This window comes from Methylobacterium sp. E-046 (assembly GCF_022829625.1).
Classification (GTDB): Bacteria; Pseudomonadota; Alphaproteobacteria; order Rhizobiales; family Beijerinckiaceae; genus Methylobacterium; species Methylobacterium longum.
The window spans coordinates 141,205-154,265 of sequence record NZ_JAKSYP010000252.1; the positions used below are offsets into that span (position 1 = coordinate 141,205).

Annotated in this window: 13 protein-coding genes; 6 read left to right on the top strand and 7 right to left on the bottom strand. The window is 72.7% G+C overall.

Annotated elements, in window-relative coordinates:
• Positions 1 to 160 precede the first annotated feature (160 nt).
• The 3 genes from MKK82_RS27880 (at position 161) to MKK82_RS27890 (ending at position 1,852) form a co-directional block, all read left to right on the top strand.
• Complete coding sequence (locus tag MKK82_RS27880; RefSeq protein WP_238286144.1) at positions 161 to 901, top strand: NepR family anti-sigma factor; 741 nt, start codon at positions 161 to 163, stop codon at positions 899 to 901.
• Positions 902 to 1,026: 125 nt separating this feature from the next.
• Positions 1,027 to 1,440 (top strand): DUF1236 domain-containing protein, encoded by a 414-nt coding sequence (locus MKK82_RS27885; protein ID WP_238286142.1) that lies wholly within the window; start codon positions 1,027 to 1,029, stop codon positions 1,438 to 1,440.
• A gap of 136 nt (positions 1,441 to 1,576) precedes the next feature.
• Complete coding sequence (locus tag MKK82_RS27890; RefSeq protein ID WP_238286140.1) at positions 1,577 to 1,852, top strand: hypothetical protein; 276 nt, start codon at positions 1,577 to 1,579, stop codon at positions 1,850 to 1,852.
• Positions 1,853 to 1,855: 3 nt separating this feature from the next.
• On the opposite strand, the gene mscL is transcribed toward MKK82_RS27890, so the two are convergent.
• The 3 genes from mscL to MKK82_RS27905 form a co-directional block, all read right to left on the bottom strand.
• Positions 1,856 to 2,275, bottom strand: coding sequence for a large conductance mechanosensitive channel protein MscL (gene mscL / locus MKK82_RS27895; protein ID WP_238286138.1), 420 nt, complete (start codon positions 2,273 to 2,275; stop codon positions 1,856 to 1,858).
• Positions 2,276 to 2,549: 274 nt separating this feature from the next.
• Positions 2,550 to 3,395: a CDP-alcohol phosphatidyltransferase family protein gene (locus MKK82_RS27900; protein ID WP_238286136.1), complete on the bottom strand. Its 846-nt coding sequence runs from the start codon at positions 3,393 to 3,395 to the stop codon at positions 2,550 to 2,552.
• A 7-nt stretch (positions 3,396 to 3,402) separates the two neighbouring features.
• A complete protein-coding gene (locus MKK82_RS27905) occupies positions 3,403 to 4,113 on the bottom strand; it encodes a phosphatidylserine decarboxylase (protein ID WP_238286134.1) in 711 nt (236 codons plus the stop codon).
• A 272-nt stretch (positions 4,114 to 4,385) separates the two neighbouring features.
• Here MKK82_RS27905 and MKK82_RS27910 point away from each other — a divergent pair, with 272 nt between their 5' ends.
• A complete protein-coding gene (locus MKK82_RS27910) occupies positions 4,386 to 5,300 on the top strand; it encodes an NAD(P)-dependent oxidoreductase (protein WP_238286132.1) in 915 nt (304 codons plus the stop codon).
• 29 nt (positions 5,301 to 5,329) lie between these two features.
• Here the strand turns inward: MKK82_RS27910 and MKK82_RS27915 are convergent, their stop codons facing one another.
• Entirely contained in the window at positions 5,330 to 7,312 is a 1,983-nt protein-coding gene (locus MKK82_RS27915) for an ABCB family ABC transporter ATP-binding protein/permease (protein WP_238286130.1), read from the bottom strand.
• Between the two features lie 87 nt (positions 7,313 to 7,399).
• Positions 7,400 to 7,594, bottom strand: a complete 195-nt coding sequence (locus MKK82_RS27920) for a DUF1127 domain-containing protein (protein ID WP_238286128.1) — start codon at positions 7,592 to 7,594, stop codon at positions 7,400 to 7,402.
• A gap of 104 nt (positions 7,595 to 7,698) precedes the next feature.
• Between MKK82_RS27920 and MKK82_RS27925 the strand changes: the two genes are divergently transcribed.
• Entirely contained in the window at positions 7,699 to 9,033 is a 1,335-nt protein-coding gene (locus MKK82_RS27925; RefSeq protein ID WP_243987498.1) for a PLP-dependent aminotransferase family protein, read from the top strand.
• A 7-nt stretch (positions 9,034 to 9,040) separates the two neighbouring features.
• Here MKK82_RS27925 and MKK82_RS27930 read toward each other — a convergent pair whose 3' ends face one another.
• The gene (locus MKK82_RS27930) at positions 9,041 to 10,534 is read right to left on the bottom strand and encodes a LysM peptidoglycan-binding domain-containing protein (RefSeq protein WP_243987509.1); all 1,494 of its coding nucleotides are present in this window, start codon (positions 10,532 to 10,534) and stop codon (positions 9,041 to 9,043) included.
• Positions 10,535 to 10,754: 220 nt separating this feature from the next.
• Here MKK82_RS27930 and MKK82_RS27935 point away from each other — a divergent pair, with 220 nt between their 5' ends.
• Positions 10,755 to 11,351 (top strand): TIGR00730 family Rossman fold protein, encoded by a 597-nt coding sequence (locus MKK82_RS27935; protein WP_238286124.1) that lies wholly within the window; start codon positions 10,755 to 10,757, stop codon positions 11,349 to 11,351.
• A gap of 47 nt (positions 11,352 to 11,398) precedes the next feature.
• On the opposite strand, the gene MKK82_RS27940 is transcribed toward MKK82_RS27935, so the two are convergent.
• Positions 11,399 to 13,060: a methyl-accepting chemotaxis protein gene (locus tag MKK82_RS27940; RefSeq protein ID WP_238286123.1), complete on the bottom strand. Its 1,662-nt coding sequence runs from the start codon at positions 13,058 to 13,060 to the stop codon at positions 11,399 to 11,401.
• Position 13,061 lies beyond the last annotated feature (1 nt).

A 13,061-nucleotide genomic window follows, 5' to 3' on the forward strand; every position in this document is an offset into this window, starting at 1 on the left:
TAGTTTGCCCGAGGGTGCATGCCCGCCGCCGATGCGCTAGAACGCCCGTAACAGGAGCGCATCGAACGGGCCTTCCCCTTGGTTCGGGCCGGTAAGCGATCCGCCTCGACCCATTCGGGACCACTGGTCGAGCCACGATGAGTTGACGAGCGCGATACGCATGACCCGCGACGACACCGACACCGTCCTGTCCCAGGAGGACGGGACGCGGGATGGCCGCCCGAACCTGGCCCCCGGCATCCGCACGCATCTCGGGGAGCACCTGCGCACCGTCTACGAGCGGATCGGCGAGGAGACGCTGCCGTCCCGCTTCGCCGATCTGATCGAGAAGCTCGAGGCGGCTCTGCGCGCCCGGGGCGAGGCGATCGAGCCGGAATTCCGCAACGGCCTGCTGGCCGCGGTCCCGTCCCTGCGCGCCTTCGCGCTGTCGCTGACCTCGAACCCCGCCCGCTCGGACGACCTCGTCCAGGACACCCTGCTCAAGGGCTGGCAGCACCGCGCGCGGTTCCAGCCCGGGACCAACCTGAACGCGTGGTTGTTCACGATCCTGCGCAACATCTTCTACTCGGACCACCGCAAGCGGGTGCGCGAGGTCGAGGATCAGGACGGGTCCTACGCGGCCCGGCTCGCCACCGCCCCGCATCAGGGCGACCGACTCGACGTCGAGGACCTTCAATCGGCGCTCGCCAAGCTGCCGCCGGACCAGCGGGAGGCCCTGGTGCTGGTCGGCGCCGAGGGCGTCTCCTACGAGGAGGCCGCGGCCATCATGGGCTGCAAGGTCGGCACCGTGAAGAGCCGCGTCAGCCGCGCCCGCGGCCGGCTGGCGGAACTGCTGGGCTACGACGAGGAGGATCTCGGCTCCGACCGGTTCATCCAGTCGGCCATGCCCAAGGACGCGTAGGACGGCGCCAGCCGTCAGCCGACGCGCTGCAAAAAAGCATGCATCCGATTCCGGAGATCGGGCGTTACCGGCCCGAGCTTCGCCGCGTCCACGCGGCGGAACGTCACGGAACGGAGATGTCCTGCATGACCTTCAAGACCCTTATCGCCGCCTCGGTCCTCGCCCTGTCGCTGCCGCTGGCCGCCCAGGCCCAGGGCACGATCCCCGGTGCCGAGCGCGGCGCGGCCGCCGGTGCCGATGCGGCCGGCCCGATCGGCGGGATCGTCGGCGGCGCCGTCGGCGCGGCCACCGGCACGGTGGGCGGCATCCTCGGCGTCGACATGGCCCCGCGCTTCCGCAGCTACGTCCGCGAGCGCAACGTCCGCTCGTACGACTACGACGGCCGCGTCGCCGTCGGCACCGCCCTGCCGTCCTCGGGCGTCACCTACTACGACGTGCCGTCGGAGTACCGGGTGCAGCCCGGCTACCGCTACACCGTGGTGAACGACCGTCCGGTGCTGGTCGACCGCGGCCACCGCATCGTCGAGGTGATCGACTGATCTGACGGGCCGGCCTCGTGCCGGCCCGGCGGGCCCCGGAGCCGTGCTCCGGGGCCCTTCTGTCTCCCGCGTCCGGCGCCGGCGCAACGCTTCATCCGACCGGCCGTTGAGATGCCGTTCGACCTGTGAGGCGATCATGAGCGACAATCCCACCGAACCGAGTGCCACCCTGCCCGAGCCGGTGCGCGATCACCTCGGCCAGCAGCTCCGCGGAGTCCTGCCGGTGGAGGCCGACAAGCCTCGCTTCCTCGGCGACGATCCCGTGCCGGAGGTGTTCGAGCCGCAGATCCGCCGGCTGGAGACGCGACTGAAGACCCACGAGGAGGGGACGGGCGCCGTCGGCCAAGCCCTCGACCAGATCCTCGACGCCCTTGGCGTCAACCCCGACGAGACCGACAGGCGCGGGGGCTGAACCTCAGACCCGCGGCTTGGCCGCCAGGATGTCGCGGATTTCGGTCAGAACCTTCACGTCCGCCGGCACCTCGTCGGGCTTCTTGGCCTCGGCGGTCTGCAGGCGGTTCATCCCCCGGATCACCAGGAACAGCACGAAGGCGACGATCAGGAAGTTCAGCGTCAGGGTCAGGAACTGCCCGTAACCGATGACGGCGCCTTGCTTCTTCGCATCCACGTAGGGCAGGCCGGCCTGCACCTTCGACGAGAGCGGGATGTAGTAGTTCGAGAAGTCGAGCCCGCCGGTGACCGCGCCGATCACCGGCATGAAGACGTCCTGCACCGCGGAAGTGACGATGGCCCCGAAGGCCGCGCCGATAATCACCCCGACCGCGAGATCGACCACGTTCCCGCGCAGCGCGAACTTCTTGAATTCCTCGAGCATTCGCGAATCCCCCCGTCGAATGCTGCCAAGGTAGGGGAGGATTCGGTGACGGCCAGCGGCCTGTTGGGCGGGCCGGCTATCGTCAGCGCCGCGCCCGGTGCCCGGGCCCCGACCCGCGCCGCGTCCTGAGGCCCGTCCTGAGGCGCCGGGGCGCAGCGGAGGCCGCGCGGGAGATTTCCGGCCAGGCGCGCCATCCCGGGAGCCCTCCCTCGAGGCCCGCTGACGCGGGCATGTCCCATGAGGGCGCGGAGTCGGCTCGGCCGACGGACCGGCCCTACTCCGATCCGGCCGGCAGGCCGGCGGCGGGCCGCTCCCCCGCGACGGCCGCCTGCTCGGCCTTGAGCCGTCGGCGGTACTGGGCGGCAACCACCGGGATGGTCAGCAGGTAACCGCCGCTCACCGCCACCAGCGCCTCGAAGGGGTAGCTGATCAGGAGGCCGAAGGCCGCGACCCCGAACAGGAAGATCGGCAGGACGAGGCTGCGCGGCACCCGCTTGCCCATGGTCTTGCCCGAGTAGGTCGGCACCGTGGAGACCACCAGCAGGGCGATGGCCAGCACGTAGATCAGGACCGCGGGCGCCGCCCAGCTCTCCAGGCCGAACCCCAGGAAGTGCAGGTAGAGCGGCAGCATCGCGGTGAGCGCGCCCGCGGGCGCCGGCATGCCGACGAAGAAGTCCTTCTTCCATTCCGGCCGGTTCGGATCATCCAGCATCGCGTTGAAGCGGGCGAGCCGGAGCGCCATGGCGATGGCGAAGATGAGCGCCACGATCCAGCCCATCGACTTCAGGTGGAACAGCACGAAGCCGTAGAGGATGAGCGCCGGGGCGCAGCCGAAATTCACGAAGTCGGCGAGGGAATCGAGTTCGGCCCCGAAGCGCGAGGTGCCCTTGAGCAGGCGGGCCACCCGGCCGTCGATGCCGTCCAGCACGCCGGCCACCACCACGGCGATGACGGCGGGCTCGAACTTGCCCTCGAAGGCGAGGCGGATCGCGGTGAGCCCGAGGCAGAGTGCCATCAGGGTGATCATGTTGGGCGCGATCATCCGGAACGGCACCGGCTTGAACCGGCGCGGGCGCGGCTCGTTCGGATCGGGCGCGAAGGGCGGGAAGAGATCGTCCATGGCCGCCTCAGATCCGCTTGAAGACCCGGACCGGTCCGCCGCCGAGGTCGGCCAGGACCGTCTCGCCCGCCACCGCCTTCTGGCCGAGACCCACCAGCACGGTGGACCCCGCCGGCAGGTAGACGTCCACCCGCGAGCCGAAGCGGATCAGGCCGAACCGCTCGCCGACGCCCAGCACGTCGCCCGCCGAGACGAAGCCGACGATGCGCCGGGCCACGAGGCCCGCGATCTGGACCACGCCGACGCGCTTCGGCTGGCCGGCATGGGCGGTCTCGATGACCATGCCGTTGCGCTCGTTGTCGTCGCTGGCCTTGTCGAGTTCGGCGTTGAGGAACAGGCCCGGCGTGTAGTGGATCTGGCCGATCCGGCCCGCCACCGGCACCCGGTTCACGTGGCAGTCGAACACGTTCATGAACACCGAGACCCGCAGGGTCGGCACCTGCGGCAGGTCGAGTTCGGGCGGCGGCAGGACGGTGGCGATGAGGTTCACGCGTCCGTCGGCGGGGGAGATCACCAGCCCGTCCGCCACCGGGGTGACGCGCTCCGGATCGCGGAAGAAGTAGCAGACCCAGAGAGTGAGGATCAGGAAGATCCAGCCGAAGAACTGCGAGAAGTAGCCGGCCAGCACCGTCAGCACGATGCCGATCAGGATGAAGGGGTAGCCCTCCTTGTGGATCGGCACGAGCGTCCGGCGGATCGTCTCGATCAGGTCTGTCATGGGTTTTCGGACTCAACGGCGCCGCGACGGGCGGACAGGTCGGACGCGCGGATGGCAGCCCGCCGGGCCGGCGTCAACTTTCCGAGGGTCGCGGGCGCTCGCGCAGTCGGTTCCGGAGCGGCGCGAAACGCCTCCGCTTCACCGCCGCCGCCTCGACGAAGCGGCGGCGACGGCCTAGGGCAGACCGACCGGCCACGCCGACGCGGAGATCCCGGCTGGTTCTCCGCCCCGGCCGGGAGCGCGCGGCCGGGCGCCAGGACAGGGACACCGACATGGTCGCACGCATCGCCCTCCTCGGCCTCGGCGCCATGGGCCATCCCATCGCCCGCAACCTCGCGGCCAAGCGCGGATCCGAGGCCGAGACGATCGTCGCAGTGGATGCCGATCCGGCCCGGCTCGCCGGACTCGACGCGCCCGGCCTCGTCGCCACGGCGGATCCGGGCGCGATCGACGGCGCCGCGGTGCTGTTCCTGTGCCTGCCGAACGGCGACGTGGTCGAGGCGGCCCTGTTCGGCCCCGGCGGTGTCGCCGAGCGTCTGGCGCCCGGGGCCGTCGTGGTCGATCTCAGCACCATCGCGCACGCCAAGGCCCTGGCGATCGGCCGGGCCCTGGAGGCGGCGGGGCGGCTCTTCATCGATGCCCCCGTCTCCGGGGCGCCGGCCGGCGCGGAGGCCGGGACGCTGACCGTCATGTGCGGCGGCGACGCCGCCGCCGTCGCGCAGGTGCGCCCGCTGCTAGAGCGGATCGGCACCAGCATCCTCCACATGGGGCCGGTCGGGTCCGGACAGCTCACGAAGACGATCAACAACGTGCTCTACGACATCAACATCGCGGCGCTGGCCGAGGTGCTGCCGATGGCGGTCGCCATGGGGCTCGACCCCGACCAGGTCGCCCAGGTGGTCACCACGGGGACGAGCCGGAGCTACGCGTCGCAGTATTTCGTGCCCCGGATCCTGCAGGGGCGCTTCGAGGAGGGCTATCCGATGGGGGCCGCCTACAAGGACCTCGTCGCGGCGGCGGCGATCGCGGCGGAGAACGGCTTTCCGATGCCGGTCACGGCGGCCGCCACCGCCACCTACCAGACGGCCCTGCGCCAGGGGTACGGCGACAGGGACAAGGGCGCGATGGTGCTGCCCTTCGAGGATCTGCTCGGGGTCACGGTCCGGTCGCGGGACCGGACGTCCTGAGGACCGCCCCCGGGACGGCTTGTCCCCGCCTACTCCGCGGCCTCTGTCTCCGGCACGGCGCCGCGCCCGACCCGGGGCGGCACCACCGGCGCGTCGGCGCGCTGCAGCACCTCCAGGGCGGCGTCGGCCTCCCGCTGGCGGTCCCAGAGCGCCGCGTAGACGCCGCCGGCCTCCAAGAGCGCGGCATGGGTGCCGCGCTCGACGATGCGGCCGTGGTCGAGCACCAGGATCGCGTCGGCGTTGACCACCGTGGACAGCCGGTGGGCGATCACCAGGGTGGTGCGGCCTCGGCTGACCCGGTCCAGGGCCGACTGGATCTCGGCCTCCGTGAAGGAATCGAGCGCCGAGGTCGCCTCGTCGAGCACGAGGATCGGCGGCGCCTTCAGGATGGTCCGGGCGATGGCGACCCGCTGCTTCTCGCCGCCCGAGAGCTTCAGGCCGCGCTCGCCCACCGGGGTGTCGTAGCCCTCCGGCAGGCTCGACACGAAGCCGTCGATCTGCGCGAGCCGGGCGGCCTCGCGCAGCTCCGCGTCGGTGGCGTCGGCGCGGCCGTAGCGGATGTTGTAGCCGATCGTGTCGTTGAACAGCACCGTGTCCTGCGGGACCATGCCGATCGCCGCCCGCAGGCTCGCCTGGGTCACCGCGGCGATGTCCTGACCGTCGATGCTGATCCGGCCGGCCGACGGCTCGTAGAACCGGAACAGCAGGCGCGAGAGCGTCGACTTGCCGGCCCCCGAAGGACCCACCACCGCCACCGTCTGGCCCGCCGGGATCTCGAAGGAGACGCCCCGCAGGATCGGCCGCTCGGGATTGTAGGCGAAGCGCACGTCCGCGAACCGCACCGTGCCGCCCGCCACGGCGAGGGGCGCCGCGCCCGGCCGGTCGGCGATCTCGGGGTTCTGCCCGAGGATGCGGAACATGTCGTCGATGTCGATCAGCGCCTGTTTGATCTCGCGGTAGATCATGCCCATGAAGTTGAGAGGCATCGCGAGCTGCACCAGCATGGTGTTGGCCAGCACGAAGCCGCCGATCGTGGTGCGCCCCGCCAGGATGTCCCGGGCGGCGAGCCACATCACCGCGGTCATGCCCAGCGTGAAGATCACCGCCTGCCCGGCGTTGAGCACCGCCAGCGACACGTAGGTCTGCGTCGAGGCCTTCTCGTACTTCGCCATCGACTCGTCGTAGCGGGCCGCTTCCCGGCGCTCGGCGCCGAAATACTTCACCGTCTCGTAGTTCAGCAGCGAATCGACCGCCTTGGTGTTGGCGTCGGTGTCGGAGGCGTTCATCCGGCGGCGGATCGCGATCCGCCACTCCGTCGCCTTGTAGGTGAAGGCCAGGTAGGCCGCGACCGTCAGGAAGGCGGTCGCCGCGTAGGTCCAGCTGAACTCGTAGGCCAGCACGCCGAGCACCAGCACGAACTCGACGATGGTCGGCACCAGGGTCAGCACCATCAGGCGCGACAATTCCTCGATGCCGGCGCGGCCACGCTCCAGCACCCGGGTCAGGCCGCCGGTCTTACGCTCCAGGTGGAAGCGCAGGGACAGCCGGTGCATGTGCTCGAAGGTCTGGAGCGCGAGGCGGCGCACCGCGTGCATCGCCACCTTGGCGAACAGCCCGTCGCGCACCTGGGTCAGGGCCGACATGGCGATCCGCGAGACGCCGTAGAGGGCGATCAGCAGCATCGGCGCGGCGAGCAGCCCCGTGGGCACCGGCGTGCTGCCACCCTCCTGCCCGCCGACCGCCGCGACCAGCGCGTCGGTGATCCACTTGAAGGTGAACGGCGTCACCATGGTCACCAGCTTGGCGGCGAGCAGCAGGCCGAAGGCCAGGAAGACGCGGCGCTGCAGGTCCGGCCGGCCGTAGGGCCAGAGATGTGGCCAGAGGCGCCGATAGGTGGCGATCAGCCCGGGGCGCTCGGCATTGGCCGGCCCGGCCGGGGGATTCGGCCCGGCCAGAGGCTTCGGCCCGGCCGGCGGTGTCGGCCCGGCCGGGCGCGCGGTGGTGTCGGTCATGAGGGTTCTGTCGGGCGGGGTGTCGTGAGCCCCGCATATAGGCGCGCGGTCGCGCGGGATCACCCGCGCTGCGCGCATGTCCCCGTCTCACCCCCGCCAGAACGGCTTCCGGATCTCCGCGCGCACCTGCCACGGTTCGAGGCCGACATCCCGCATCTGGTCGGGATGGAGCGCGGCGAGCGCCCGCCGGGTGTGGATCCGGCACAGCCAGATCTGGAGCGCGGACGGCCGCGCGGCGGCGCGGAGGGACGAGGGGGACTGGAACAGGCTGACGGCGGTCATCGCGGACGATCCGGTGGCGGGGGTGCAGTCCGGCCGGGATTGCTGGCGGAGAATTGATCCGATACACATCTCGGATCAATCGAAACATTGACCTCGGAGCAATAATGTCGCCCGCGGATTTCCGATCGGTCGCCGACGCCATCGCGGCCGACATCGCGGCTGGCCGGCTGCGGCCCGGCGAGCGGCTGCCGCCGCAGCGCGACTTCGCCTATGCGCGGGGCATCGCGGTCTCGACGGCGAGCCGGGTCTACGCGGAGCTGGCGCGCCGCGGCCTCGTCACCGGGGAGGTCGGGCGGGGCACCTACGTGCGGTCCGAGCCGGGCCGGGTCGGGCCGCTCCAGCCGGAGCCGCCCGCGGCGGCCCTCGATCTCCAGCGGACCCATTCGCGGCTGCCCGAGCAGGAGGCCGTGCTGTCGGAGACGCTGGCGGCGCTCGCCCGCAGCGGTGCCGAGATCGGGTTCAGCCAGTACGGGCCGGCGGGCACGGCCCGGGCGCAGGCGGTCGCGGCCGGGTTCCTGGCCCGTGCCGACTACGCGCCCGACCCGGCCGACATCCTGTTCACCGGCAACGGCCGGCAGGCGCTGGCGGCGGCCCTCGCGGCGCTGGCGGGGCCGGGCGAGCGCATCGGCTGCGAGCCGCTGACCTATCCGGTCGTGAAGGGCATCGCGGCCCGCCTCGGGATCACCCTGGTGCCGGTCGCCATGGACGCGGAGGGGATGTGTCCCGACGCCCTCCTCCAGGCCCACCGGGCGGCGCCGCTGAGCGGCGTCTACATCCAGCCGACGCTGCAGAATCCGCTGGGCGTCACGATGGGGCCGGCCCGGCGCGCCGACCTCGCGCGCCTCCTCGAGGGGACCGGCCTCACGGTCATCGAGGACGCGGTCTACAGCTTCCTCGCCGACGCCCAGCCCCTCGCCAGCTTCGCGCCGGACCGGACGATCCTGATCGACAGCCTGTCGAAGCGGGTGATGCCGGCGCTGACCGTCGGCCTGATCGCGGCGCCCCCGCACCTGACCGACCGGCTCGCGGCCTCCGTCCGCCAGGGGGCCTGGACGGCGCTCGGATTGTCGCTGGCTGCCGGGATGCACTGGATGGCGGGCGGCTCGGCGGCCGCGCTCGCCGCCGCCAAGCGCCGGGACGCCACGGCCCGGCAGGTCATCGCCCGCGCGGCGCTGTCGGACCTCCGGGTGGTCGGCGATCCCCACGCCTACCATCTCTGGCTCGAATTGCCGGAGACGTGGCGGGCGGAGGCCTACGCGGCGGCGGCCCTGCGCCAGGGCATCGCCCTCCTCCCGGCCTCGGCCTTCGCGGTCACGCCGGGCTACGCGCCGAACGCGGTCCGCCTCGCCCTCGCGGCGCCCGCGCGGGAGGACCTCGACCAAGCCCTGCGCCGCCTGCGGCGGCTGGCTTTCGCGGGGGACGACCAGGTCGTGGAGTGAGGGCGGCTCAGCCCCGCTTGCCCGTCGGCAACACGAAGATCTGGCCCGGGTAGATCAGGTCCGGATCGCGGATCTGGCTCTGGTTGGCGTCGTAGATCACCGTGTAGCGCTCGCCGCGACCGTAGGCGCGCTGGCTGATCCGCCAGAGATTGTCGCCGCGGCTGATCTTGGCCGTGCTGATCTCCGGCACGAACACCGCCCCGGCCCGCACCGGCCCCGCGGCATCCGCCGCGAGGTGGCTCGTGTCCGGACCGCGGGGCGAGTCCGGGGCGGGCGCGGAGAGGGCCGACGGGGTCCCAGGGGCATTCCCGGGCGCATGCCCCGCTGCCGTTCTTCCACCCTCGCGGGCGCCCGCCCTGGGGTGGCCCGCGGCGGTTGCCGTCGCGGCGGGCTCCTGGGCTGCGACCTGCGCCGGATCCGGCACCGACAGCGGGACCTCGGCACGGGCCGCGACCTTGCCGGTCGACGGATCGATCTGGTCGATCCGCACCTGGTACTGGCCGGGCTTGATCCCGCGCCCGATCGTGAAGCTCGCCCGTCCGTCCGGGCCGATGCTGCCCGGGGCGATCAGCGTCTCGTTGAGGTAGAGCCGGATCGGGGCGCCCGGAACCCCGGTCGCCGTCACGAACAGGCGGCCGTTGCCCTGCACGTCCACGCTGGCGATCCGGGTCGGCTCCGCTGCCCCCGCGCCGGGCGTCCCGGGGCGCGCGGCGGTGGCGACCTTGCCGCCCGCGCCGGACGCTGATGCGGGGGCGTCGGGCTGCGACAGGACCACGGTCGGCGCGTCCGGAGCCGTCAGGGCCACGAGCGGTCGACGGTCGCGGCCGGGAGCGACCGCCACCGCCACGCTCTGCTGGGAATCGGCGGCCCGCCCGTCCGGGGCGGTCATCCGCAGCCCGAGCACGCTGGATCCCGCCGGCAGCGCCGGCGGCACGATCGCGAACTGCCCGTTCGCGTCGGCCGTCGCGCGGGCCACGGGCTTGCCGTCGACCAGCATCTCGACCACGGCGTGCGGCGCTCCGCGCCCGGCCACGACGGCGTCGCCGTTCGGCTCGACCCGGACGATGTCGAAGCGCGGGGTCTCCGCGGCATCGGGGCCGGCCATCCTGCCGGAGGCGTCCGGAGCCGGGACGCGCCCGTCCTGCGGGGCCTGCGACGGTCCGGTCCCACCGGCAGGCGTGCCGGGTTTCGCGTCGCCCGGCCGGATCTGCGTGGGCCGGATCTCCGTGGGCCGGATCTCCGTGGGCTTTGCGTCGCCGGGCTTGGTCCCGCCGGGCTTGTCGTCGCGGAAATCGATGGTCGGATCGACGCGCCCGGCCACGGTGCCGGGATCGGCGAGACCACGCAGGGTGCTCTGCGGCGCGGCGGCAGGCGGGGCGGCCTCGTCGCGGCCGGTGAGCCGCCGCAGGGACTCGCCGCCGAACAGGGCCAGCACGAGGCCGAGGCCGCCGAGCAGGCCGGCGAGCGCCAGGACGAGACTGCGCCGCACCCGTCCCGACATCGCCACCATGGCCTCCCCTGATCCCGCCGCCGAGCGGCCCACCCGCCCGCGTGAAAAGCGTCGACGGCACCGCCCATAATACCGTACATGGTCGCGACACCAAGCCGTCCCGCCGCTCAGACGGGTGAATCCCGCGCGACTTCAGCAGTTTGGCGCGTGGAGCGCCGGACGCGGAGCTTCTTCCGGACGGCTCGCAACGGACGCGCGAGGAGGGCGCCGGATGGCTCCGGTGAGGACAGTCTGTGTCTATTGCGGCTCCGGCTTCGGCCGGGATCCCGCCTTCCGCGAGGCCGCGGAAATCCTCGGTACGGCGATCGCGCGGGCGGGGATGCGCCTCGTCTACGGCGGCGGCGACGTCGGCCTGATGGGCACGGTGGCGCGGGCCGCGCTCGCCGCCGGCGGCCACGTCACCGGCATCATCCCGGACTTCCTGCAGGCGCGCGAACACATGCTGGCGGAGGTTCAGGAGACCGTGGTGGTGCCCGACATGCACACCCGCAAGCGGCTGATGTTCGAGCGCTCGGACGCCTTCGTGACCCTGCCGGGCGGCATCGGCACCCTGGAGGAGCTGGTCGAGCAGCTGACCTGGGCGCAGCTCGGGCGGCACCGCAAGCCCGTGGTGCTGGTCTCGGTGGCCGAGTTCTGGGCGCCGCTGCTCGCCCTGTTCGAGCACATGCGCGGCCACGGCTTCATCCGCGAGGGGCTCGATCTCAGCTACCTCGTCGCCCGCGAGGCGGACGCCGTCGTTCCGCTGCTCCGCGACGCCGGCCACGAGCCCGATCCCGAGGCCGAGGACATCGTCCAGCAGCGGATGTGACGCGGATCGGGCGGCGGGGCCGCCCGAACGCCCCGGGGACGGTGCGATCAGGCCGCGCGCACGTCGGAGATGAAGCGCTGCACCTCGGCGTCGAGCCGCTCGGCGTGGCCGGACAAGGCCGACGCGGAGGCGAAGACCTGGGCGGCCGCAGCGCCGGTCCCCTCGGCGGCATCGGCCACGCCCGTGATGGTGGTGGTGACGGCGCCGGTGCCGGCCGCCGCCTCCGCGACGTTGCGCACGATCTCCTGCGTCGCCGCCGATTGCTCCTCGACCGCCGTGGCGATGCTGGTGGCGACGCCGTTGATCTCGCGGATCCGGCCGGTGATCGCGGTGATCGCCGCCACCGCCTCGGCGGTGGCCCCCTGGATCTGGCCGATCTGCGCGGCGATCTCCCCGGTGGCCTTGGCCGTCTGGTCGGCCAGCTCCTTGACCTCGGCGGCGACCACCGCGAAGCCCCGGCCCGCCTCGCCGGCGCGCGCCGCCTCGATGGTGGCGTTGAGGGCCAGAAGGTTCGTCTGCCCGGCGATGGTCGAGATCAGTCCGACCACGTCGCCGATCCGGGTCGCCGCGGCGCTGAGCGCCTGCACGGATCGGGCGGTCCGGTCGGCCTCGCTCACGGTGCCCTGTGCCAGATCCGCCGAGCCGGTGACCTGCCGGCCGATCTCGGACACCGACGTGCCCAGCTGCTCGGCCGCCGAGGCCACGGCCTGGACGTTGGTCGAGGCCGCCTCGGCCGCCGAGGCCACGGTGGCGGTCTTCATCGCCGTCTCGTTGGCGGTGTCGGTCATGCTCTGGGCGGTGGCCCGGAGCTCGGCCGCGGCCTCCGAGACCACCCGGATGATTCCGCCGACCGTGCCCTCGAACCCGTCGGCGATCGCCCGCATCGCGGACCTGCGCCGCCCCTCGGCCTCGCTGCGCGCCGCGTTGGCCTCGTCCTCCAGGGTGTGGGTGCGGATGAGGCTGTCCCGGAACACCCGGGCGGAACGGGCGGTCTCCCCGATCTCGTCGGAGCGTCCGGTATAGGGGATCGCGACGTCGCTCCGCCCCTCCGCGATGGCCAGCAGGACGTCGCCGATCCGGCGGATCGGGCGCGAGACGCCGAAGATCATGAGCAGCGCGGAACCCAGCACCACGGTGAGGCCGAGCAGCCCGATGGCCAGGCCGCGCCAGCTCGCCGTGTCGGCCTGGGCCAGGGCGGCCCCCGTCGCGTCGGCCGCGAAGACCTGCGCGTTCTTGGTCGATTCGCCGATGGCCGCGTCGGCGTTGGCCTCGACGTCGCTGAGCGTCCTGCGCGCCGCCACCCGGGGCGCGAGCCGCGTCTCCGTCAGGTAGGCCCGCGCCTGGCTCGCGTGGCGCAGCAGACTTGCCTGCGTCTGCTTGAGCACGTCGGGCTTGAGGGCGAGGGCGATGGGGCCGTCCAGGCCCGCGGCGGCGGCGCGCGCGAGCGCGTCGATCCCGCTCAGGGACGCTTCGTCGATCGCGTCCGCGGGCGCCGATTCGAGCGTGTGCAGCGTGTCGCGCATCCTGGCCATGGCGAGTTGCGCGCCCTCGATCCCCTTGAGGATCGCCTGCTCGCGGCCGATCGCCGCGATGTTGCCGACCATCGTCTGCGCGCTGAGCCACTGGTTGGCGATCATCCCGACGACCAGCAGGCAGGCCGTGACCGCGGCCAGCGTGACCTTCGCGCCGATCTTCAGTTTGAGCGCCATG